This window comes from uncultured Gimesia sp., from assembly GCF_963976445.1.
GTDB lineage: Bacteria > Planctomycetota > Planctomycetia > Planctomycetales > Planctomycetaceae > Gimesia.
Map to the genome: position 1 here is coordinate 132817 of NZ_CAXBKP010000007.1, position 24486 is coordinate 157302.

A 24486-nucleotide genomic window follows, 5' to 3' on the forward strand; every position below is an offset into this window, starting at 1 on the left:
ATTGTGTCTGTTTCCCGAATTAAAAATGGAACGATTTACGACCCTGCGAACGGCGTGAACGGCGAAGTACGTGACTTGTGGATTCAGGATGGTAAAATCATCTCTACCCCACCCAATGCAGACTCTTTTTCAGGGAAGACGCTGGATGCGACAGGCTATGTTGTGATGCCTGGCGGGATTGATATGCACTGTCATATCGCCGGTCCGAAAGTCAACGCGGGGCGCAAAATGACGCCCGAAATGAAACGGAACGCGCCCCCCATTTATCGAAGCGAGCACACCCGCTCGGGCACGGGAGGCGTGGTTCCCAGCACGTTCGCCACCGGATACCTATTCGCCAGTATCGGCTATACCACAGCCATGGATGCCGCGATCCCCGGCCTGCATGCGAGACACGCACACGAAGAACTGCAGGATACGCCGATTCTGGACAAGGGGTTTTATCTACTGTTCGGCAATAACCATTTCGTGATGAAACATCTGCGAAATCAGGATCAGAATGCATTAGACGCGTATTGCAGCTGGCTGCTGGAATCAGCCAAAGGTTACACGATCAAAATTGTGAATCCAGGTGGTGTTGAAGACTGGAAACAAATCAGCCGCAAATCGATCAAGGAACTGGACTCTCCCGTCCAGAATTTCGGAGTCACACCTCGACAGATTGTACGCGGTTTAGCGGGAACAGCAGATCGACTGCAATTGCCGCACTCGGTACATATTCACTGTAATAACCTGGGAATCCCCGGAAACTGGGAAACGACGCTGAATACCATGGAGTCTTTAGAAGGTCATCGCGGTCATCTGGCACATGTCCAGTTTCATTCGTATGACGGTGATCCAAATGATCCGACCAGCTTTTCCTCGGCGACACAAAAGCTGGTTGACTATGTCAATTCTCATGAAAATATCACTGTCGATGTCGGGCATATCAACCCAGGCTTGACGCTGTCGATGACTGGGGACACGCCCTTCAGTCAATTTCTGCACAACATCAACCGCAACAAATGGTATACCGCCGACTGTGAACTGGAAAGCAGTTGTGGCGTGATTCCGATTGAATACCGCCCACAACGTAGCTTAATCAATGCCGTCCAATGGGCCATCGCACTGGAATGGTATCTGTTGATGGAAGATCCCTGGCGGGTGATCATGACCAGCGATCACCCGAATGGTGGCGCCTTTTATCATTATCCGGAAATCATTTATTTACTGATGGATAAGAATTTTCGCCAGGAATTTCTGTCTCAGATGCCGGAAGAAATTTACGAACGAAGCGTGCTGGCTGATCTGGAGCGTGAATACTCGCTATATGAAATCGCCATCATCACCCGGGCCGCCCCCGCCCGCGTCCTGGGTATGAAGGACAAGGGGCATCTCGGTGTGGGAGCGCATGCTGACATTACCATCTACGCGCCACAACAAAACCGTCAGGAAATGTTCGAACGCCCGCGTTGGGTCTTTAAAGACGGTCAGCTGGTCGTCGAAGATGGGGAAATTCAGGAACATCAGTTCGGCCGAACGTATTACACAGCGCCCGACTATGACCAGGAATTTTTGCCGCATATCAAAGACTGGTTTGACGAAAATTACTCGATCCGGTTCAGGAACTACCAAATTGAGAAACAGGAAATTCCTCATGCAGAAGAAGTCACTTGCGGAATGAACTTGGGCTAATCCGCAGAAAGTGCTGCCCCTCAATCTGTGATGCGGAGGGCGCAGCAACAAGATACATGGTTAAAGCAGAGTCAGCCAATCAAGCCGAAACTCACTCAACTGCCCCTGCTTAAAACAGACCTTTACTGACTCGTAGACTCTAAATGGGAGGTAATGTCCGATCCATTTCCGGTTTTGACAAGACAATTTCTTCATCTTCGATTGGAAGAAACTGCCCCTCGTCCGGGTGAAAGTTAAAAACCTCACCTGTTTCGAATTTGTAGACCCAGCCATGCAACTTTAACTCTCCTCGACTCACCGCAGCGGCCACTGCCGGATGCGTTTTCAAATTTTCGATTTGAACGAGTACATTTTCCTGAACAGTAAGAATCAGACGTTTTTCAGGATCGGTAAGGTGCAAGTAATTCTCATCCACAATTCTGCGAGTTGCTTCCGCGTGTTGTAAATAAGCCCTGACTGCAGGCATCTTCTCGATCAGTTTCGGATCGAGTAAACCACACATTGCACCGCAATGAGAATGCCCACAAACAATAATATCCTTCACTTTTAAAGCACTGACCGCATATTCAATTGTCGCGGCCTCACCTCCAAACACAGCGCCGTAAGGTGGAATAATGTTTCCCGCGGTTCGCTGAATGAATAGTTCGCCCGGTTTTGTCTGAGTTAAATGATTCGGATTGATTCGTGAATCCGAACAGGTAATGAATAATGCAAGCGGGTTTTGGCCTTCAACCAGTGTTTCGAATAATTTTTGATCCTGACTGAAGTAGTTCCTTTGAAACTCGTGGATCCCATCAACGAGCTTTTGCATCTGCCTTCTCCTACTTAGTATGACTCGTGTAACGCGTGCAAAAGCTGACCTCAGACTACTTGCTGAATGTTACACTTTAAATATGAAATGTGTCTCAACGTGCAATCAAGCACTTCGTCAATAATTTCATTCTAGTTAGTATCTCTCCCAAAACGAGTCTTTTTTGGAGCTCAACGGTATCTCTCTCAAAACTTTTCAGGATTATCCTTAGACAGCAACAAGGACCACACACCAACCCTGGATCATTTATACACTACCAAGAGTAATCTCATTCCTGAAAGCGAACTTGCCGTGACCCTTTAATAATATTATATTATGGTCTCGCTCCTTGTGTACTTCTTCTATATCAGCATTAATCAAAGCGGCCCTGAACTACCTTTCAGGAAGCGAATTCTGCTAAAACAATTAATGCTGCTGGAACATTTGATGAAATTCTTAGTTTTATTCGTTCTCTTTTGGGCGGTGTTGTTTGGAACAGCGCTGCCCCTGATATCAGGGGAAGATGGCCAAGAATATCCACTCGACCAGCCGTTCGAAAAGTTTGAAGAGAATGAATCCAAAGAAGAACTGAAAAAGTGGGAGTTGACCACTTCTCTTTTTGGATCGGTAACGATCGATTTCTTCCTCGATAAATCGATCGACTCCTCTCTTCATGAAGTATCCATTATTGCCCTGCCGGTGAATCATAGTCTGGACGGCTCTCGCGCCCCACCGATTTCTCTCTGCTAACCCCACGGCCGCTTTCCATCTCGATTTTGCAATAGCTTGGTGCATCGAATTTATCGCGTGCATCTGCCAAAGCTGAAGCTCCTAAATCATTTCATCCGGTGAAATGATATTGGGTATTCGCTTCTTTCCTGCTTATGGTTATGCACTAATCTAATGGATTTCATACGCGGATAATTTCGGACATCTGGATCTGTTTTTCTGTGAAGAACCATGAACGAATCTGCAAATATTCACACGGACCATCAAACTTCAAAATCGACTCATCTCGAAAAGTTCTCCGAACTTCGTCATACGATCGAACACGTTGCTCATCTCTTGCCAGCTCAAGGGCCAATTACAGTCTTCGTTCATCACAATACTCTGCATGCATTCGAAGATCTGCCCTTTGAAAAAGGAGTCGTAGAAGGAGGACGAACGTTTGGATGCCATCCATTTCTGTCGGAGGATCGTTATCGAAAAAAGTTTGATCAAGACCGGATACGTGTCGCAGACATTGAAGCATCGTTACTGGACGATCTTGGCGAAAACGCTGAAATACTGATTGGAAAATTCGGAACACGGTATGCGCTCCGATTAGCGATGCTGCAGTTCCCTCTGCATTCCGGACCAGTTTCTGAATTACGCTGGTTCATAGCAGAAACCGATGCCTTGCGGCATTTCCGTCAAGAAGTCGAACCCGCGATTCGCGAACAAACAATTACAATGACACGTCACTGGATCATGCGCGACTTCCTGAATGGCAGCAACAGGGGCGATCAGCGGGCAAAGCACATTTTAGACAGTCTGTTTTCCCAATTTGGAAAAGAATCGATTGGAAAATGGGACGACCGTAAGTGGGAATCATTTGTTTTACATTTCCTGTGGCGAGTCTGCTACGATGGTGCAAAAAGTGCTAAGCTAAAAACGAAGTTTTCACAGCAGCATCTCAGACACCGTGATCTTTTACTGAAAGCCACAGGCGAGGATACGGATTTTATTGTTCACGATTTGCTGATCCGTTTTTGTGCAGCCTTTCTAGACCAGGGGTTCGGCACCTGGCCATTACCCGAACGCGAACTGGGATTCTATCATTCATTTCTGCAACTGTATTCCGGATCAATGATCAGCCCTGCTATCGAACTCTCCGGATTGAAAAGAGAAATTCAACGACTGGAATCTTCGGAAATCGGTCCGTTGGAATCGATCGCAGAATCACTTTCTTTGATGGGAGTAACCGAAGAGGAGCGTGATGAATTTCTTTCCCAGACGCTCCTAGTCTTACGTGGCTGGGCCGGTATGGTCTGGCAAATGGAAACGAATGCCGAATGGATGCCTCATACAGCCCCTCCGGGGAGTCTCATCGAATTCCTGGCAGTACGTCTGATTCTTGATCGACTGGCAGTCGAATATGTGATGCAGAATTCGTTTGGCTTTGAAGGGGAGTTGGCCTCCTTCCGAACTGAGATTCTCAAGCAAATTGGCAAAGACACAAGATGCCAAACCAGTCAGCGCGCGTTTACGATCTTCCAACTCGCTCAGGTGCGAGGCTGGAACCCTGAGGATCTTCTGCATCTTTCATGTGAACAGTGGACAACTCTCATTCAAGAATTTGAATTATTTTCCAGCCTCGAGCGTCGACGGGTTTACCATCTGGCATTTGAGCGAAAATATCGAAATGAAACACTCGACGCAGTCACTGTGCACTCCACCCGACATCGTACACAACTGACTCAATCGAAGTCCCATAAAACACCTCATCCCGCATATCAGGTTGTCTGTTGTATTGACGAACGCGAAGAATCCTTTCGACGACATCTGGAAGAAATTGCTCCTGAATGTGAAACCTTTGGTATTGCAGGTTTCTTCGGCGTCGCCATGTATTACCGTGGTGCCGCTGATGCACACTTCACTCCGCTCTGTCCGGTAAATATCAAACCAGTTCACTACGTCCAGGAAGAGACGCTTTATTCACTCACACAAGTCAGCCGACGACGAGCCGAGACCCGACGACGAATTGGAAGGGCCACTCATCAAGCTCACATTGGAACTCGAACTTTCATCGGAGGTTTATTGACAGGACTGCTCGGTTCATTGGCAGCCTTTCCTCTAGTCGCCCGAATTCTATTTCCGCGTACAACAGCACAAATCCGGCGTATGTTTGATAGCATCGTAGAGCCTCCGATCACGCAATTACGTCTGGAACGAGTGGATGCCCAGCCAGGACCGAATAACGATCAACTTGGCTATTCGGTTGACGAGATGGCTAATATTGTTGAAGGCGGCCTAAGGGCCTTGGGACTTGCGAAACCAGAGTTATTCTCACCGCTGGTGATTATATGCGGGCATGGCTCGGCCAGTCTCAATAACCCGCATGAAGCCGCTCATGATTGTGGTGCATGCGGTGGAGGTCGTGGTGGCCCGAATGCGCGGGCTTTTGCACAAATGGCGAATGACCCTCGCGTGCGACGTATTCTCTTGGAACGCAATCTGGTTATCCCAGACAAGACCGTCTTTGCGGGATGTTATCATAACACCTGCGATGACAGTATCATCTGGTACGATCTGGATCGACTTCCCATCTTACAACGTGAATTGTTTGAAAAAGCTGAGAAGGATCTCAACGAAGCTCGCGCGCATAGTGCTCATGAACGCTGCCGCCGATTTGAATCAGCAGAACTGTTACTCTCAGTGAACGATGCATTGCGGCATGTTGAAGGTCGTGCAGAGGACCTCTCACAGACGCGCCCCGAGTACGGTCACGCGACGAATTCACTATGCTTTGTAGGCCGCAGAAAGTGGAGTCGCGGACTCTATCTTGATCGTCGTGCATTTCTGACATCCTATGATCCGACACAGGATGACGCAGACAGTTCCATTCTCGAACAGCTACTTCAGGCCGTCATCCCGGTATGTGCCGGAATCAACCTTGAATATTATTTCTCTTATGTAGATTCGACAGGATATGGTTGTGGAACAAAACTGGCGCACAACATCACATCACTACTGGGAGTGATGGATGGCGCTTCCAGCGATCTGCGTCCCGGCTTACCTTTGCAAATGGTCGAGATTCATGAACCGGTACGCTTACTCTTTGTGATTGAAACCACGCAAGAGGCTATGAGGCGAATTATCGCAAACAACGTTTCGATTGCCAGACTTGTAAACGGCAATTGGGTACAACTGGCTGTCATCGATACCGAGACATCTCAAATACATGTTTACCGTAATGGTAATTTTGAAATTTACAAACCGGAAACGAATGAACTCCCTGTAGTGGATTCATCAATCGACTGGTACCGAGGCTGGCGCGATCATCTAGGGTTCGCATCCATTCGAGCTCATGAATTTTCGTCATAATCTGTGAATTTTGATTCTCCTTATCCTGAATAAAATGACTGAATTACAATGAACACTGATGCTGTATTTCATTTTCTTGGTGTGTGCGTGGTGGTGAGTCCTGCTTTGCTCTTAGCGTTGTTCGGCGTGACCTCATTGATCAATCGGCCGATCGGGGAACGCCTGATGGCACAGGCAACGCAAACAATGGTTATGATCGGACTGTTTGCATCAATAGCCATTCTTGGACTGATGCTCTCGCTTGATATCCGGTATGTCCCCATAGAACTCGGCAACTGGGTTGTCATCCCCGAACAGCACTTTCACTTTCATCTGAAATTCATTTTCGATCGATTGTCGATTCCATTTTGTATCCTGTCATTTGTTCTCTGTGGAACAATTGGCGCATTCGCCAGCCGCTACCTTCATCGAGAACCCGGTTATAACCGCTTCTTCGTCTGTTATGCCATCTTCCTGCTGGGCATGATTGTTTCATCACTGGCGGGAACTATCGAGACACTTTTTTTCGGTTGGGAACTTGTTGGTTTATCTTCGGCATTACTGGTTGCCTTTTTTCACGAAAGACTCAATCCTGTCCGCAATGGTATGCGTGTCTGGTCGATTTATCGAATTGCCGATGCCGCATTTTTAATTGCAGCCTTGATGTTGCATCATTTGACCGGAGCAGGAGATTTTGATGGATTGATGGGAACCGGATCGTGGCCGGATGGACAAGCCACCATTTCCGAACAACACGCTTTGTTTGTCGGGATACTATTACTCATTGCCGCAGCCGGAAAATCCGCACTGGTCCCATTTTCCGGTTGGCTTCCTCGCGCGATGGAAGGACCAACACCTTCCAGCGCCGTTTTTTACGGATCACTTTCCGTCCATCTTGGTGCCTACCTGCTGTTACGTGTCAGTCCCATCCTTGAACTTTCGCTGACATTACGACTGGCTGTCATTTTTCTCGGTCTGATCTCGGCTCTCTTCGGCACGCTTGTTGCCCGCGTTCAGACTGATATCAAAAGTGCGCTCGCATTCGCGTCTCTCACCCAGGTTGGCATTATCGTTGTCGAGATCGGGTGCGGATTACGATATATTGCGCTGATTCATATCATAGGTCATGCCTGTCTGCGAACCTTGCAACTTCTGCGAGCGCCTTCTTTATTGCACGATTATCACACATTGGAAAATGCCATTGGCTCTCATCTTTCCCAAAAACTATCTTTATGGGTTCGTTTTATGCCAAAACGTTATCGGATCAAACTTTATCGATTTGAACTCGAACGCGGCTACCTGGATATACTTATTAATCTGTTAATCGTGCGTCCTTTTCTTGCCCTGTTCCGTATGTGTGATCGCCTGGAACGTCGCTGGACCAACTTCCTCTCAGGAGAAACATCCAGAGAGTCGGATCTTATTAAGCCACATACGGAATCCCTGGAGGAATATTTATGATACCCGAACTCCATCTTCCCTGGATGGAATTGTCGATCCTGATTACGCTGCTTGGCGCACTTTGGGTTAGAACGATAAAAGATCGTGACAAGGCCTACAGGAGTTGCCTCCTTGTCTGCGCACTGGTTTTTCTCACATCAGTCTGTGAATGGATTGACTTCGAAAGCCTGCATGCTTTTGAAGCACGAGACCATTTCAATGTATTTAAACTGATCTTTAATAAAGACATCTTGATTGTGGACGAACTAAGCGCGCCTTTGCTTCCCCTGGCAGCTTTGCTTTATCTGCTTACAGTTCTTTCGACGTTGAAAACCAAGGGACACCGTTTTTCATTTAGTAACACTCTCCTCTCCGAATCTATCCTATTGGCTACATTGAGCAGCCGAGACCCCTGGGTAATTATCTCGTTACTTTCCGTTGCTACGATCCTCCCCTACCTTGAAATCAAAGCCAATAAGCAATCAACTCGCGTATATGTACTGCATATGGGACTATTCGTTGCTTTGATGGTAATCGGAGGCGTGCTTTCCAGCTTCAGTGAGGCCGGTGATTCGATTTCGCTGATTGCAGGGGCTTTTCTGACGACTGCCGCCCTGCTACGTAGCGGCATCATTCCACTGCACTGCTGGATGACGGATCTGTTTGAGAAAGCAACTTTCGGAACCGCATTGCTGTTTGTCACTCCGATGACTGGAGCCTATGCGATAGTGAGACTGGTTTTTCCGATTGCCCCCGATTGGGCGCTACAAGGCATCGCACTGGTATCACTGACAACCGCCGTTTATGCGGCCGGTATGACACTAGTGCAACGGGAAGCACGTCGATTCTTCTGCTATCTGTTTCTGAGTCACTCGTCTCTTGTGCTGGTCGGGTTAGAAATGGCGACTCCCCTGGGATTAACAGGAGGACTCTGTGTCTGGATTTCTGTCGGAATTTCGCTAGCCGGATTTGCTTTGACGTTCCGCTCAATCGAAGCAAGAATCGGGCGAATTTCACTCGTAGAATATCACGGACTCTATGACCACACTCCCACACTGGCAGCACTGTTTCTGGTAACCGGACTGGCATCGATTGGTTTCCCCGGAACGGTCGGATTCATCGGAACCGAGCTACTTATTGAGGGGGCTATTGAAGTTTATCCTCTCGTCGGAACCGCTGTTGTGATTGCTGCCGCGTTAAACAGTATTGCAATTCTGCAGGCCTATTTTCGCGTCTTTACCGGAGCACGGCACATATCTTCGATTTCGCTCCGTGCACGACCTTCAGAACATGTGGCGATTTTAATCCTGGTAGCCCTGATTCTGGGTGGGGGACTTTATCCACAACCAGGAGTAACTTCCAGACATCATGCCGCCATGGAACTGATTCGCCTGCGTGGGGCTGTCCTCAATGAATCAACACCAGCCGTTGATCCAGCGATTGGTATCACTGACACTTCGAAAACAGTAAAACCTTTGATGAGCTTTCATGATGTTAAATGATGGCTGTTGCCCAGAAAAGAAACGCTTTTTGAAATTTTGCCCGTTAGACAAGAATGCCTATTGGGAGAAAATATCTCATCAAACCCGATGCGGACATGGAAGGCTTTCTGGCAATCGAATACAGTGGATGAATTAAGTCGTTAGTGGATTGATTTTACTATTATCGAAGCGAACGTCATGTGATAAGAAAGGGTATTCGTGCCAGATACGGAACATGCCAAAATAGGAATTGTCACGGTTTCCGACCGCGCCAGTCGAGGTGAATATGAAGACCGGGGCGGCCCTGCTATTTTGGGCTATCTGTCTGAAGTTCTCAGCAGCAAGTGGACCCCGGTCGCACGCGTCATCCCCGATGAGCTTTCCACAATCACTGAGACCCTGAAAGAACTCTCTGATCTGGAACAGTGTTGTCTGATTGTCACCACCGGAGGCACGGGGCCTGCGAAACGAGATCTCACACCGGAAGCCACATTGGCGGTTGCTGAAAAAGAGATGCCGGGCTTTGGTGAATTGATGCGGAAAGTCTCACTGGAAAAAGTTCCCACTGCTATTCTTTCGCGTCAAACAGCGGTCATTCGGGGCGGTTCGTTGATTATCAATCTGCCAGGTCAGCCGAAGGCGATCCAGGAATGCCTGGACGCGGTTTTTCCAGCTGTCCCCTACTGCATTGATCTGCTTGAAGGCCCCTTCCTGGAAACCAATGAAACGCGTCTCGTTGCATTCCGGCCAAAAAAGAAATAAGCGAATAAAAACAGGAGCCGCTATTTTGATAACGGCTCCTGCTCTGATTACATTTTATCAACACACTGCTTTAAAGCAGATTGGAACTGATTTCTTCTTCAATCGTTTCCAGTTGAATGGGTTTGATATCGAATTTTGGATTCTGCCCCAGGAAACGAGCGGGGTTATTATGGAAGACTTCAATCGCATCCTGGACCGAATAACCTCTGGCCCGGAATTGGATAACACACTGCTGCAGAGTAAAGGGATCACTGGGCCCCCAGTCGGCAGAGGAGTTAACCAGGATTCGCTCATGCCCATACATTTCGAGCATATCGACGGCCCGTTTGGGAGTGCACTTGGTGACAGGGTACAGAGTAAACCCAACCCAGTAGCCGGCTTCTAAAGGCCCACGAATGGTGTGTTCTTCGACGTGATCGATCCAGACGCGCTCCGGATTCACATTCATATGAGATAACACTTCCAGCGTGCGTTTTGTGCCACGAACTTTATCCTGCAGGTGAGGCGTATGAATCAGTATTAACTGATCATACTTGATGGCCTGTTCCACCTGCTCTTCGAAGATCGCTTCTTCGTTTTTCGTGGTTTTATGGAAGCCGATTTCTCCTACGCCGAGCACAGTCGGCTTTTTATAAAACTCGGGCATATGTTTGAGCACTTCGCGGCTCAATTCTGGATTTTCGGCTTCTTTGGGATTCACGGCGACCCAGCAATAATGCTTGATGCCATACTCGGCGGCACGCGTCGGTTCGAACTCGCTGATCTGCCTGAAGTAATCGAGGAAGGTTTCCGGATACAGGCGGTCAAAACCGGCCCAGAAGGCAGGTTCTGCTACGGCGACAACGCCGGACATCGCCATGCGTTCGTAATCTTGTGCGGTTCGTGCAATGGCATGATAATGGGGTTGAATAATTTGCATGATCGTCTCACTGTTTATTCAAAAGTAAGCGGGTGGGAGGATTTCGCGTCGGCTTGCTCCGAATTCGTTTGATGGAACCGGGTCTAATCCAGATCAGAAAAGAGGAGCAGCATTCGTTCAGATCGATTCGGTAGATGACTTTTTTCAGTCAATAGTGCGATTGCCTGACTCAGTAGATCCAAGCGGGAATCATTGAATTCGCTGGATTCCTCTTCATCGCTGGCCCGATCGATGCGATCGAATGTCGCGGCAAGCTCCACCAGGGAACAACGGGCTTCGAGATACTCTCGATCCAAAACCTGTAAAGCTGTTTGCATCATTAAAACCTTTCGGATTATTACGTCTGTGGTCGCTCTTTCATGATACGAAAGCGTCTTCAACAAAACCGGCAGGGTCTCGAAAAACGCTACTACCACATCCAATTTGAGTGATATCAGTCACGTTTTATTATACACCTTACATCGGTTCTTCCTACTCTCTAAACTGAGTTCAACTGATTTTCCGCAAATCTGAAACAGAAATTCAGTATAAATTGGCTAGTCGTAGGAATTAAAGTGAGTCAAAAACGGGATGATACCGAGCGTCTCCTGCTTTCGCCTGAAACCCTTTATTTTTCAGGAGATGAATCAAAAATGTGTCTCGATTTTCTCCTGTAAATTTGCACGTAAGATGATATCGATAAGCGGGCTGGAAGCCAAATCGCGGGTAATACTCAGGATGTCCCAGCACGATCACAAATGGCTGATTTCGGTGCTGCAACTCTGCCAGACCTGATTGAATCAAAGCTGTTCCCACGCCCTGCTTCTGGAACGCGGGTAACACCGCCACAGGAGCCAAACCGAAACCGTTCAGCTTTGAACCATCCTCATATTCAATGACCGCTGGTGTGAACAAAATATGCCCCACTAACTCATCTTCCATGATCGCGACCAGAGAGATCTGTTCCGGACATGCAGCTCTTAACCGATCCACCAGATCTGCTTCGGCAGGCTGTCCGAAGGCTTGTTCCTCAACGTGCCTGATCGCAGCGGCATCTTCTGGTTCTTCCGGGCGAATGATCATCGTTTACTCCTTTGACTCAGCGGTTTCTGACTGATGTTGTTTCAGAAACTGTCTCAGTTGTACTAACTGGCGTTGCATTTCGGTCACATAATCCCCTTGAGCCGGTTTCATCGTCAGTGGATCCAAGACCACGGAATTGACACCATGTTGTGCGAGTTCTTCCACCCTTTTCTCTTCCGGTTGATGTTCCCATAAGAGAAAAGGGATTTTTTGCTCCCTCTGCATTGTCTTTAATTTGTCCCAGTCACTCTCGTTGGGAACAGTCCCCTGCTTCCAGTGCAGATGATGCATCGTCCAGCCACAACGCCGCGCCAGATATTGATAAACGGGGCGTTCGGAAAACCAGTGCAATCCGGGATATTCAGCCTGCAGTTGATCCAATTCTTGACTGAGCGGTTTTAAGGAGTCCTTCAGTTTCTCCAGATTGGCTGTGATACTTTCCTTCTCCTGAGGCACAAGTTGAATTAATCGTTGCGCGATCACTTCGGCCTGCCTCTCCATTAATGCCGGATCTAACCAGAAAAAAGCCACAGTCCCGGCGTGTGAATGAGCGGCGCCTGTCCCATGACTGTGTACTTCAAAATCAGGCACGCTGATCAACGCGTCTTTCAATGAGAGTGACGTTCTTAAGACTTTAGATCGAGGTAACGATAATTTCTTGACCCAGTCGGCGAAGTTGGCTCCGTTGGTGACGATCAGGTCCGCCTGTTGAATTGTCTGGATCATCGCGTCAGCAGGAAGCCAGGTTTCCGGGTTCGCATCGGGGGGCACCGGATTGAGAACCTGAATTTCTGGCCCCACGAGTGACTCGACAATAAACTGCAGAGGATAATTGACGACCACGACCACCGGTGTTTTATTTTCTGCTGCCTGTTTAGGTTTCGGCTGTGTGTCTGGCTGACAGGCACACAGTGTCATCACTGAAAACAATGCCGAGAAGAAAATAAACCGTCGCATATTAAAATATCACTAACTAAACCAGAGACGTAGCAACTGACTCGCATAAACCCGGACAATGGCTGTGATGCCTAGCACGATCAGCAGACTGGCGGCTAAAATAAAAATCACTTCTGTCAGTTGCAGCTTCCAAATCATCGATCGGCTGCAGCCCAATTGAAACATCGTCTGTCGTTCCCGCTTGCGTAAGCGGAGCGAAAGCACAAACACGAGTGCTAATAATAGTCCCACTGAAATCGAAACCAGCAAGGCGTTCATATCGAACAACTGCTTCACGCGAAACACCATGCCCATCAACTCATTGACGATTTCGGTCGGGCGTATCAATTGTAGCTCTGCCCCTTTCGTATCGTACAGGCCCAATAGCAGGACTTCCGATTTTTGATCAAAGGGAACCACAATGATGGCTGAGATGGGAAATGTATCTGTCTCTCCATGAAAATGGAACGAAGCCAGATTTTTGTCCGTCACCTCATTAAACTGTGGGACGGCGGCATTCGCGACGGTCGTCTGACCTTCCTGCTTCAATACAAGATCTTTATTCGATTCCGCATTGATACTTTGATGACCATGGCCGATGCCCGAGATGATCCATTCCGTTTTCAAATCAACAAAAACAGCCTCATCATCGGGAGAATTCGATTTTCCCAGTACGCCCACCACCCGCATCTTCAGCGGATAATTTCCTGAAAGATCAAACACATTCAGCGGGTCCGACATCAGTCGATCGCCGGGCTTTAACTGAAGAGTTGCCGCCACATTAGCTCCGATTACGCAGTCTCCCAGCCGTTTCAGCTGCGTTCCTTCCGCGATCTCCCGCTTACGAAATTCGAAATAATCAAGTGTTGTCCCGACAACAGGAAATCCCTGTGCGGTAAAACGGAGTGTCAGTGGTATCGGGAGGGCATAGTTTGTCTCCTGTATCGATTCCACTTCCCGCATTGATGTCGGCTCCAGATCGGCACGACTGAAATACATGCTCTGCAACGCAAGATCAAAGCGGCTCCCTTTAACCCCCGCAACCAGAGGAGTAGACCGGGCTCGAGACATCAGATCCTGTTCAAACTGTGCCACGCCAAATTGCAGCAACACGGGCAAGAGCAACGCCAGCGAGACACACATAATCAGTGTAATGGTTTTGAGTTTATTATACGCTAAATAGCGTAAGGTCAGTCTGAGGATCCCATTCATGCCGTTTTCACCATTTCATGAAAACGTTCGATATCAATGGTCCGATCAAACTGATCCAGCAGGCGGTCATCATGAGTCACCATGATTAAGGTCGCATTGGTTTTGGTGGTATGTTCGAGTAATAAATCCCGAATGTGTTGTTTATTGACCGGATCCAGATTTCCAGTCGGCTCATCTGCTAACAGTATCTGCGGTTGAGGTAAGAGAGCCCGGCAGATCGCCACCCGCTGCCGTTCTCCTTGAGAGATACGATCGATGCGTGAGTTGAAATACGAATCAATCTGCATGGCCGCCGCCAGTTCTTGTGCCCGCTGTAGCACACCTTCATCCAGTTGCAGTGCCGAATTGATAAAATAGGGCAGCAGAATATTTTCACGGACATTCAAATAATCGATTAATTCGAATTCCTGAAAGACAAAGCCAATTCTGGAAATGCGATAGACGCGTCTCTGACTATCGTTAAGTGTTTTTAAATCAATTCCACAGGAAAGCAGTGTGCCTTGATTCGGAATCAGAATACCGGAAATCAAATTCAATAGTGTTGTCTTACCACACCCACTGGGGCCGATCACGGCTACTTTTTCTGTGTCTTTAATTTCCAGTTCGGGAATACTCAATCGAAAATGGGACTGAGGATAACCGAATTTGAGTTGTTGCATCTGAATCATGATGAACTCGAGTCAGCTGACTTTGTTTTCGGCGAATTGTCTTCAGGGGGCTTCATTTCTTCCGTGTTTACTTCGCGTAAATTAGTCTGAAACCGCACTCGCTGTTCATCCAGCAAATTCATGCCGGTCAGTTTCCAGGCATCCTCTACCGGTTCCAGATAAAAAATCGCCTGATACTGATTGGTTCGCGTGTGAATATGGCCCCAATGCTCTACCGTGCCTGCGACTGTCCACGTTGTCTTAACCGCAAAACTGCGTTCATCTCGCATTGGTTGATTTTCTGACACAGTCTCATTTTCTGGCTGAACCGTCTCCCATTGCACATCAGTGACTCGCGAAATCGCCCCCCCCTGCTCCTGCATTTTCAGGCTTTGATTAATTTGACGATACAGTGTTTCCAGAAAGGCGCCGTCAGTACTTTTCGCCAGCGCATCGTAGACATCACTTTCGGTATGATAATCAAACGATCGGTAAATATTCTTATGCAGCGTTTTGAAGACGGCTTCTGCCTTCTCAGCGGGTACTTGGGGAATCGGTTCCAGAGGGTTGGCAAAGGTGACTCGCGAAAACGGCCAACACAACAGGCTGGCGATGAATAATATGACGACCACAACCAATGTACTTTTGCGCAATTGTGTTTTCCGAAACAGGCTCAGACCTACAACAAAACACATTAGAAAGCCGATTGCACTGATCAGGGGAATGGACCAGAGTGAACGTGGTTGCAAGCTGACTTTCACGGGATTGACTTCCAGGCTGACTTTGCGCCCCGGATTCGTCCATTCAAATACACTGCTCCGTTCCAGTTTGGAAAAGACCGGTTTATAGGATTGATCGAAGGCAAAGCAGACCGACTCCACACTCCAGACATTTCGATTGAACATGTCCCACGTCACTTTGACTTCATCGGGAGTTCCTTTGGTGCTGTAAGTCAGAATAATACCTACCCGGGCGTTGGCAGTACTGACTCTTTTTTTCTCAGCTGACTTGGCAAAATCTCGGAAATCGAGGCCATAAAAATCGAGCCGTGAAATGACTGGTTTGACAGTGATTCCATCAATTTCAATCGGATTCGCTTTCGCGAAATACTGTTCAATCTTTTCCCGCGATGCTTCCTGCTCGGTGACAGACAAAAAATCTGGATCTTGATGTTCAAGCGTAAAGAATGACTCCAGTGTTGCCAGCGGAATCAGAATTTCGTGCCTGACTTCAAAATCTTCAATATACAGAAAGGAATAGATGGTGCCGTAACTGGTAATCCCCAATGTCTCTTCGCGGCGTTCTTTGAGCCACTTCTGCCAGTCGGCTTCAGAGGCATCTGGGGCTAACGGGGGACTATCCCAGCTAAAGCGAATTGTTTGTGGCTCCCGCGGTTTCATCGAAACCGCATACGGGGTCTCGGAACCTTCCTGCTTAAGATTAAACTGGACCATCGCCGGGAAGCCGGCGTTGGAATCGACTAGTTGCTGGCTGAAGGTGAGAAATTCGGGTGGCTTGGCGAGTGGATATTCAATCTGAAATACCAGCGTAAACAGCATCAGGTCTGACATCGCGACCCCCTGCGGCTTGATCGAGGAATCATCGACCGAAACCACCTTCCCCTTTAACTTCTCGCCGTTGATGTCCCGAACGATCAGGCGATCCAACAGGAACTGCTTGTGCTGTTCGATTGCTGTTTTGATTTTGTCAGCAGAGACGATATTTTCTTTGTCCGGTTCCAGCTTTTGAAAGAAGTAGAGATCTTCGACGTAAATCTGCATCGAGATCATCACCTTGTCCCGGGTGACGTAGACATTTTCCTGACTGACGGAAATCGGATGTGCCTCGCTGATTTGGGGTACTGCTAAACTGCACAATAGCGCCAGACAAGACAGTAGCACCAAACGTATTTTTGCTCTCTGTTTGTAAGTACAGCCACACGGTTTCTTACGGCGACAGATTGAAGCAGCAACTGGTGAGGTCATAGCGGAATTTCAAACTGGAAAAACAGGGAGCTTAAAATGGAAAGGAGCGTATCAAACAGGCAGGTTTTATTACATTTCTGTACTATTTGATCGTACCGAGAGAGAGTATAGAATTGCAATCGTGGTCTGCTTATAAGACACTACGATTATTGAATTCACAATGATTGAGAAAAAAGGCTCTCCCATGGAAGAAACACAGGATTCAGGCCAACCCAAAGCTGAAATAACACAAGAAGTTACAGCAGAAACAGCTCTCCCACCTAAACCCAGCCTGCTCAAACGCAGTGGACTCTGGTTTCTAGCGTTTCTTCTGGCTGCTTCCGCGATGATTTATCAGCGAGCGACAGGGCCAACTTATCCTGTAAAAATCCGAGTGGCTGACGGAATTACCGCCAAACTCATTCGTACACATGAATCCACGGATGACGCGATTGTCGAATTACCGGCTCCCTTATCCGAACCAAAACCAGCGGCGACTTTATTCTACAAACGGTATCGCACAACTGATGAATTCACGGCTGCCCCTATGACGACAGTCGAGGAAAAAGAACAGTACAAATTGGAAGGTGCGCTCCCCAAACAACCGGCTGCGGGGAAACTAGAGTATTACATTGAAGCAAAGATCGACGGCAAACAACGTCGTTTCCCAGAGCAGGCGGATAAATTTGTTTTGATTCGTTTTAAAGATCCCGTTCCTGATGGTATATTGATCCCGCATATCACTTTGATGATTTTTTCGATTCTGTTAGGTATGCGGTCCGGTCTGGCTGCACTTTTTGCTCCCTACAATCTGCGTCAACTGGCCTGGGTCACCCTATGTGGCATGATGGTCGGTGGGATGATTTTAGGGCCCTGCGTTCAGAAGTACGCGTTTGGAGAATACTGGACCGGCTTTCCGCTGGGGGGCGACTGGACTGATAATAAAATGCTGTTTATGTTTCTGGCGTGGGTTTTCGCCTGCTCGGTGATCGGTTTGAATCCATACAAAAAAGTGACCGCTATCATGCGAATTGTCGTCTTCACGGCATCCATCGTGATGACGGTCTGTTATCTGATTCCACACAGTATGGGGGGCAGCGAGCTGGATTACAGTCAGGTTGACCAGGGAATTGATCCCAGTGAAGCGATCAAGACAGGTCGACAATGAACGCGGCCCAGATTCATCTCATCACCGTCCATGTCCCCATAGTAGGATGCTGGGGGCTGTCGATCTTATTCGTTCTGGCTCGACTGTTACGCGATGACCGTCTGTTTGAAATCTGTTGCTGGCTGCTGCTGACGATTCTACTGCTGGCAACGGTGGCCTACTTTTCTGGTCCTCCCGCTTATGAAATCTTGAAAGAACATTACAGCGTCGAAAAGGAAACGGTCGAATTTCACGCCATCCTGGCACGCTCTTGCCTGCTGGCGATGGTCGTTCTCGCAATGATTGTCGGCAACGCTTTGATGCAACGATTTCAAGGCGAAAATATCCCGCGATGGCAACGGTCGCTAATTGTAGTCGGCACTATCTCACTAGCAGTTTTCTGGACGATCGCCGCTCACTGGGGCGGCATGATCAGACACCCGGAGATTGGGTTTTCCGATTCCCATCCGGTTGAAGCCGTCACGCCGGAGAATCAGCAGCCCAGCGATTGAAATGACTATTTGACAATCTCAGTCCCAATCCCTTTATCCGAATAAATTTCCAAGAGAATCGAATGGGGCAGCCGGGCGTCAACGATGTGTACTTTTCCGACGCCGCTTGCCAGAGCTTCGAGCGCCGCATCAACCTTGGGCTCCATACCCGCATCAATAGTGCCATCAGCGATTAAGGCCCGGCATCGCTCGGTTTCCAGATGGGAAACCAGTGTCTCGGGATCATTTCGATCGAGAAATATTCCCGGTACATCGCTCAAAAAGACAAGCTTCTCCGCTTTCAGAATGCGGGCGAGCGCAGCAGCAGCGGTATCTGCATTGACGTTTAATTTCTGTCCTGTTTGATCCAGAGCAACGGACGGTATCACGGGAATGGCATCTGATCCGCAGATTTCTGCTAAAAGTTCCTGATCTACGTCTGTTACATAACCGACATGTCCCAGATCCACAGCGGAGCCGTCTTCCGCCTGGAGTGTCAGTTGCTCTCCCTTGAGACAATTCCGTGTCCCAAAGTGAAGCGGTTCTGCTTTCGCCCCCTGCGATCTGATTTCCTGAGCCAGCGATTCACTGATCTGATTGGCAAGGACATCGGTGGCGATTTCCAGTGTTTTTTCATCAGTATAACGTCGACCATGCACAAACCGAGGTTCGATTCCAGCTTCGCTCATTGCTTTACTGATGGCTTTTCCGCCGCCGTGTACGAGAATGGGATGCATGCCCACCGTTCGCATAAAGATCACGTCCGTCAGAAATGCTTTGACTGCAGACTCTTCTTCGAGCGCACTCCCCCCGAGCTTGATCACAACGTATCGGCCACGAAATCTTCTAATCCAGCTTAACGCTTCGATCAACACAGCAGCTTTACGAACGGCACCTTCCACAGTAGACCTTTATTCCTTCTCAATACATCAACGAATGCAATTTTGTATGCTGAAATGAATCTCTTCAATGACATTTCAAATTATCCTGAAGACACAACAATCCCAGACTTATTGTAAGTGACCTTTGTGAACTGTCAAACGACTGCCCCAAATCCTCAACGGCACGACATCCAGTCCACAATAGAACATGTTTTTTTTCGTTTTTAAGACTGTTTCCGCATTTTTTCACTCAACTTCAATTTCAAATAACTCAAAACAGGAATTCGTTAAATTTTTCAAGTCTCAAACTGGCATAACCCAACTTGAATCAACCTCCCAAGAGGCAACACAATCGGACTGATCAATACGGCCCCGGCATATGGAGGGAATGGTGCGACAGGCCGGTTCGGCAATTTTGCGCTCACAGACACAGATACCGGTCATCTCAGGAGAACAGGAGAATTGGTGTGTGGCCATTCTATGAAATCCCCCGATATCTAACTCTACAGAACAAGATCGTAATCGCTCACGAAATTGCATTGCTTTACAACCACTAAGAGACCTTAAGAGATTGAGACGGAGAAACAACGTTGGCCCATTCACACTTGCCGATTCAACACCTGATGAAACAAATGGAAAACTTTGCTTCAGATCAAACTAATATCAATTGTCGTCCTTCCTGGCTCAGTAGTTTTGTGGACGAGGTCGCTGACATCTTCAATCCTTACGATGAAGTCGGTCGGGTTGGCTTCGACTGCCAGTTCACTGAAGAGTGCTGGGAAGTAGGCCTGTTCCTGGGTAGTACAGAAATCGTTGGTGGACAACGCGACGGTCAATTTATTGCCGCTGGCTTTCAGTTCGACCTGTTACAACTTCTGGACCGGTTTGAATCAGTCAATCGCTTCCACTTTCATTTCATGGAAGAGACTGAGCCAGCCGTTGCCAGGACCCCGGCAGCCTCTTATATCACAATTGAAGGTCATCTGGCCGATCTGGAAATTGTACGTCTGAACGTCTACGCCACTCCCCCTGAAAAGGCAGGTCCGGGCTTTCGCAAATCACACGATGGAAAAATTGACACGGTCTGATTCAAGACCTCAAAATCGCAAACCAGAAAACCGCTACGATTCCAGAATCCCGAATCGTAGCGGTTTTTCTATACCGATCAGCGAAGACGAGGTATTCGAACTAATCTGCTGCATTCGCTTCCGCAAGTTTCCCGTCGCGTAATCGGAGAATATAATCGGTCTCTCTGATGTAGCGTTCGTCATGCGTTACAATCACGACGGTCGTTTTATATTGCTCGCTCATATCGCGCAGACAATGAAAGATTTCTTCGCCGGTTTTTGTATCCAGTTCGCCCGTCGGCTCGTCGGCCAAAATCAGCAAAGGGCGTTTTAACAGTGCACGGGCGATCGCCACACGCTGCTGCTCTCCGCCTGATAATTGATTGGGGCGGTGGGTAATCCGCTGCCCTAAGCCCACCTGTTTCAGCAGATCTTCTGCACGTTGTTTCTGTTCGGCAGTCACTCCCTGAGGCAAATAGGGAGCCAGCACATTTTCCAGCGCATTCAGGTTTTTCAAAAGATTAAAACTTTGAAAGACAAAGCCGACTTTTTCACGCCGATACGTGTCACGTTCGGTTTGAGTCAGTGTCGACAGTGACCGATTTTGCACAAATATCTCGCCTGATGAAGGCGAATCCAGCGCCCCCATCAAGTAGAGCAACGTACTTTTTCCGCTTCCGGATGGTCCCAGGATAAACGAAAACGTTTGACCGGGGAAACGGCAGCTCACTCCCTGCAGTGCACGAACTTCCGTCTCACCACACTGGTGAATTTTCGTTACATCACGAATTTCGATCATAGGAAGTCAACTTTCTGCGAACACGTTCTAAAGTTATCTAATTTTCATTATCAGCCACGTCGGATTGCATCAATGGGAGTCATTCGTGTGGTCCACCAGGCAGGATATAAACCACCGAAAATGCCGAGGAACGTACTAAAGACAACGCCGAACAGAAGTAATCCAGGACTGGCGTAAAGATGGACCTGACTGGCAAACTTCCAGTTCACGATCGCGATGGCACCTAATCCCAAGATACATCCCAGCACTCCGCCGGTGACGCCCAGCAGAGAACTCTCGGCGGTGATCAGCAGCATCACGTCCCGGTTTGACCAGCCGTTGGCTTTGAGAATTCCGAAATCCACAATCCGTTCCATCACACTCATTAACATGGTGTTGATGATACTCAGCATCGCGATTAAAACTCCGATGCCTGTCATCAACCCCAGAAAGATGTCCAGGTCGGCAGTGAATGTTTCCAGTCGCTCTCCCCAATCTGATGCCGCCCGTACTTCCAACGCACTGGGATGTTCGCTTGTATTTGCATTCCCGGCATTAACTACGGGTGTTTTCCTGGATGAAGATTGCTTTTCTGACTTTTGTTTTTTCTCTGCCCCTTGGTCCGATGTCCCCTTCAAACTTTGATCGATGGCGTCGACGAAATCCTTGAGGATATTGGATTGCGAAGCATTCGCTAACGCCAGAGACGCTGGTTGCCAGGATGCCAGTTCCCGATCACAAAACTGGTCTTTGATATTTTTCACAATCACATCGTTTTTGAAATCGTCTGACTGCTCTATGTAGAAACAACTGACACTCTCCGGATCGAATCGTGTGATATCACGCACGACATCAATATCAAGAATGATTGCCACATCGAGTAGGATCGAGCCACATTCATAGAGCCCGACGATCGTCATCTGCTGACCGTTGACCTCAATCTGATCGCCAACCTGCTTCTGATGCTGTTCTGCAATCTGACGGCTGATCACCGTATTCAGTTTGCCCTGGTCCTCCAGATTTAAAAACCGGCCCTCATAAATGGTTTCGCGATAGATACCTTTTTTTAACTGCAGACGGGTGGGAAGATCCGTTCCAAACAGAAACCGAGGCGGACTGACAACCGGTTTGCCTTCAATGATATTGACCCGGGACCAGATTTCGGAATTCACAATCGATACGCCGGGGATCTCTTCGATCTCAGCCCCCCATGATCGGGGAATCCGGGAAAACAGCGGGATTGGCGCGCCGGGTTGCATCGCAACAATGCCTGATATTTTCCCGAATGTCTGGGAAACGGTCTCTTCCAGCCCTCCGGCGATGGAAAACAGGCCAACCATGCCGGCAATGGCAATGGTCAATCCCATCAAACATAAAAACGAACGCAATGAGCGGCTTAGAAGGTTTCGTAAGGCAAATTTTAGCATTTAGGCTGTTTTCCAGTAAGTCGATTCATTCCGGCCTTCAAAGTGTCTGTGTCATTCTACGCGTCATTCTACGCAGATCAGTTCCATCAATGAATCAATTTGATTCGTATTCTCATAATAAAAGAACTGATAATAAGGAGTTATAGACAGAGCTAACTTGAAAACCAGTCAAATTCAAACGTAGAATGCTCCCAGCTCAAATCAGTGAATGATCGATTCAACCAAAACTTGAAGCTTGGCGGTTTTTGCCAGTTGAATTTTCGGAGGACTCATGAAAACGTCTTGGTTTTCAGATAGCCCGAAACGAACTCTCTATACAATACTCTATTTTGATGCCTGATACTTAAAACGAATTTCGAACCTATGAACAAACGAGACTATTACGATATTCTGGAGGTGTCCCGCAGCGCCGGCGCTGATGAGATTAAAAAGGCGTACAGAAAACTGTCGCGAAAATATCATCCTGATATGGCTCCAGACGATAAATCGGCGGATCAAAAATTTAAAGAAGTCCAAGAAGCATACGAGGTTCTGCGCGACGAGAGTAAACGCAAACAATACGATCAATATGGTCACTCATTCCAGCAGGCAGGACCCGGGGGAGGCCATTACCAACCCGGCGGGGGAGCCGGCCCGGTTGATATGGAAGACCTGTTCGGCGGTGGCGGGATCGACCTGGGCGATTTATTTGGCGGTGCATTCCGTGGGGGCCAACGCGCACAACCGCGGCCCCAGAAAGGGGAGTCGCAACGACTTCAAATCGAGATCCCCTTCCATCTGGCAGCTGTAGGTGGAGAATACGAGGTCACGATTCAAAAAGGAAGTTCCTCCGAACGTTTGACAATCAAAATCCCGGCTGGGGTCAATAACGGTTCGGTCATCAGGCTTAGTGGCCAGGGAGGCCCTGGAGTTCATGGCGGCCCTGCAGGCGACTTACTGATCACAATCAAAGTCGGCAATCACCCCTATTTCAAACGGGATGGCAGTAATCTTCTCTTGGAAGTGCCGATAACACTTCCTGAAGCGGCTTTAGGCGCGAAAGTCGACGTCCCCACATTATCGGAAGGCGAAGTCACCGTTACGATTCCCGCGGGAACGTCCAGCGGAACCAAATTGCGACTGCGCGGAAAAGGAATTACCGACCAGAAAACCAAACAACCGGGGGATCAGATCTGCTCCATCAAAATTGTCGCCCCCAAAGATCTCAGTGAGCAGGATCGCTCTCTTTATGAGCAAATTCAACAAGAAGCCCCTCGGTCGAAAGCATGGTGATCTCAATGCAAGCACAACTCCGACGCGAAAAAAAGCGACTTGGGTTACGTTTATTGATAATGCTACTGTGCGTTATGAGTCTGCCTGTCGCTGAGCTGTCTGCACAACAGAACGAAGAATCTGGCTCTACCACAGTCGATTCCAATGAACAAACAGGGGTCGACGTACCTGCTGATTCTGAGCAGGGGGAGAATGGGAAACCAGATGGCAAAAAGAAAGAAGTCCGCCCGCGAGAACTGGGAGTATTGATCCTTATTGTCTGGATTCTGGCGGGAACGGGGATCGGGATTTTGATTTTCACTTCCCTGTTTGGTCACTCCGTTCGCAGTATGATCAGAAGACCTTACCCAAATCAGACGCATCCTGACCAGCAGATTCCATCAAAACCAGTACCAGATAGTTCTGAAGATTCAGAGCAGGTCAATCCAGAACCACCAAAAGAATAAACGTTTCTACGACGCCTGTGGGAGG

22 protein-coding genes are annotated in these 24486 nt (G+C 48.2%); 11 read left to right on the forward strand and 11 right to left on the reverse strand.

The genetic code is table 11. The annotated features are described in order from the left end of the window. The first annotated feature begins 3 nt into the window (after positions 1-3). Positions 4-1674 carry a formylmethanofuran dehydrogenase subunit A gene (locus AAC022_RS10155; RefSeq protein WP_339730616.1) on the forward strand — a complete coding sequence of 557 codons (1671 nt, stop codon included), beginning with the start codon at positions 4-6 and terminating at the stop codon, positions 1672-1674. 139 nt (positions 1675-1813) lie between these two features. Here AAC022_RS10155 and AAC022_RS10160 read toward each other — a convergent pair whose 3' ends face one another. After that, positions 1814-2485, reverse strand: coding sequence for a carbonic anhydrase (locus tag AAC022_RS10160; protein WP_339730618.1), 672 nt, complete (start codon positions 2483-2485; stop codon positions 1814-1816). 426 nt (positions 2486-2911) lie between these two features. On the opposite strand from AAC022_RS10160, the gene AAC022_RS10165 reads away from it, so the two are divergent. From AAC022_RS10165 to mog, 5 genes are all read left to right on the forward strand, one after another. Next, positions 2912-3214, forward strand: a complete 303-nt coding sequence (locus AAC022_RS10165) for a hypothetical protein (protein ID WP_339730619.1) — start codon at positions 2912-2914, stop codon at positions 3212-3214. Between the two features lie 210 nt (positions 3215-3424). Further along, positions 3425-6550 (forward strand): DUF2309 domain-containing protein, encoded by a 3126-nt coding sequence (locus AAC022_RS10170; protein WP_339730621.1) that lies wholly within the window; start codon positions 3425-3427, stop codon positions 6548-6550. A 48-nt stretch (positions 6551-6598) separates the two neighbouring features. Then, positions 6599-7990 carry a proton-conducting transporter membrane subunit gene (locus tag AAC022_RS10175; protein WP_339730623.1) on the forward strand — a complete coding sequence of 464 codons (1392 nt, stop codon included), beginning with the start codon at positions 6599-6601 and terminating at the stop codon, positions 7988-7990. Next, a complete protein-coding gene (locus AAC022_RS10180) occupies positions 7987-9471 on the forward strand; it encodes a proton-conducting transporter membrane subunit (protein WP_339730624.1) in 1485 nt (494 codons plus the stop codon). Before AAC022_RS10175 ends, AAC022_RS10180 begins: the two co-directional genes overlap by 4 nt. Before the next feature lie 198 nt (positions 9472-9669). After that, entirely contained in the window at positions 9670-10212 is a 543-nt protein-coding gene (mog, locus tag AAC022_RS10185; protein ID WP_339730627.1) for a molybdopterin adenylyltransferase, read from the forward strand. Between the two features lie 70 nt (positions 10213-10282). Here mog and AAC022_RS10190 read toward each other — a convergent pair whose 3' ends face one another. The 7 genes from AAC022_RS10190 to AAC022_RS10220 all read right to left on the reverse strand — a co-directional run bounded on the left by AAC022_RS10190 (position 10283) and on the right by AAC022_RS10220 (position 16973). After that, the gene (locus AAC022_RS10190) at positions 10283-11131 is read right to left on the reverse strand and encodes a TatD family hydrolase (protein WP_339730629.1); all 849 of its coding nucleotides are present in this window, start codon (positions 11129-11131) and stop codon (positions 10283-10285) included. Between the two features lie 83 nt (positions 11132-11214). Then, entirely contained in the window at positions 11215-11451 is a 237-nt protein-coding gene (locus tag AAC022_RS10195; protein WP_339730631.1) for a hypothetical protein, read from the reverse strand. A 229-nt stretch (positions 11452-11680) separates the two neighbouring features. Next, positions 11681-12193 carry an N-acetyltransferase gene (locus AAC022_RS10200; RefSeq protein WP_339730632.1) on the reverse strand — a complete coding sequence of 171 codons (513 nt, stop codon included), beginning with the start codon at positions 12191-12193 and terminating at the stop codon, positions 11681-11683. Positions 12194-12196: 3 nt separating this feature from the next. Then, positions 12197-13150, reverse strand: coding sequence for a metal ABC transporter substrate-binding protein (locus tag AAC022_RS10205; RefSeq protein ID WP_339730634.1), 954 nt, complete (start codon positions 13148-13150; stop codon positions 12197-12199). 12 nt (positions 13151-13162) lie between these two features. Next, on the reverse strand, positions 13163-14341 hold the full coding sequence (locus tag AAC022_RS10210) for an ABC transporter permease (RefSeq protein ID WP_339730635.1): 1179 nt from the start codon (positions 14339-14341) through the stop codon (positions 13163-13165). Then, complete coding sequence (locus AAC022_RS10215; protein ID WP_339730636.1) at positions 14338-15009, reverse strand: ATP-binding cassette domain-containing protein; 672 nt, start codon at positions 15007-15009, stop codon at positions 14338-14340. The genes AAC022_RS10210 and AAC022_RS10215 overlap by 4 nt, the downstream gene beginning before the upstream one ends. Further along, the gene (locus tag AAC022_RS10220; RefSeq protein WP_339730637.1) at positions 15006-16973 is read right to left on the reverse strand and encodes a hypothetical protein; all 1968 of its coding nucleotides are present in this window, start codon (positions 16971-16973) and stop codon (positions 15006-15008) included. Before AAC022_RS10220 ends, AAC022_RS10215 begins: the two co-directional genes overlap by 4 nt. 160 nt (positions 16974-17133) lie before the next feature. On the opposite strand from AAC022_RS10220, the gene AAC022_RS10225 reads away from it, so the two are divergent. Together AAC022_RS10225 and AAC022_RS10230 are read left to right on the forward strand one after the other, a co-directional pair. Then, the gene (locus tag AAC022_RS10225) at positions 17134-18120 is read left to right on the forward strand and encodes a hypothetical protein (protein ID WP_339730639.1); all 987 of its coding nucleotides are present in this window, start codon (positions 17134-17136) and stop codon (positions 18118-18120) included. After that, positions 18117-18611, forward strand: coding sequence for a hypothetical protein (locus AAC022_RS10230; RefSeq protein ID WP_339730641.1), 495 nt, complete (start codon positions 18117-18119; stop codon positions 18609-18611). Before AAC022_RS10225 ends, AAC022_RS10230 begins: the two co-directional genes overlap by 4 nt. Before the next feature lie 5 nt (positions 18612-18616). Here the strand turns inward: AAC022_RS10230 and argB are convergent, their stop codons facing one another. Beyond that, entirely contained in the window at positions 18617-19492 is an 876-nt protein-coding gene (gene argB, locus AAC022_RS10235) for an acetylglutamate kinase (protein WP_339730643.1), read from the reverse strand. A gap of 569 nt (positions 19493-20061) precedes the next feature. Between argB and AAC022_RS10240 the strand changes: the two genes are divergently transcribed. Beyond that, positions 20062-20559, forward strand: a complete 498-nt coding sequence (locus AAC022_RS10240; RefSeq protein ID WP_339730644.1) for a hypothetical protein — start codon at positions 20062-20064, stop codon at positions 20557-20559. 100 nt (positions 20560-20659) lie between these two features. Here the strand turns inward: AAC022_RS10240 and AAC022_RS10245 are convergent, their stop codons facing one another. Then, positions 20660-21337: an ABC transporter ATP-binding protein gene (locus tag AAC022_RS10245; RefSeq protein WP_339730645.1), complete on the reverse strand. Its 678-nt coding sequence runs from the start codon at positions 21335-21337 to the stop codon at positions 20660-20662. Positions 21338-21387: 50 nt separating this feature from the next. Continuing rightward, complete coding sequence (locus AAC022_RS10250) at positions 21388-22743, reverse strand: FtsX-like permease family protein (protein ID WP_339730647.1); 1356 nt, start codon at positions 22741-22743, stop codon at positions 21388-21390. Positions 22744-23106: 363 nt separating this feature from the next. Here AAC022_RS10250 and AAC022_RS10255 point away from each other — a divergent pair, with 363 nt between their 5' ends. Both AAC022_RS10255 and AAC022_RS10260 read left to right on the forward strand, forming a co-directional pair. After that, on the forward strand, positions 23107-24015 hold the full coding sequence (locus AAC022_RS10255; protein WP_339730649.1) for a DnaJ C-terminal domain-containing protein: 909 nt from the start codon (positions 23107-23109) through the stop codon (positions 24013-24015). Positions 24016-24020: 5 nt separating this feature from the next. Beyond that, positions 24021-24461, forward strand: a complete 441-nt coding sequence (locus AAC022_RS10260) for a hypothetical protein (RefSeq protein ID WP_339730651.1) — start codon at positions 24021-24023, stop codon at positions 24459-24461. Positions 24462-24486: the final 25 nt, after the last annotated feature.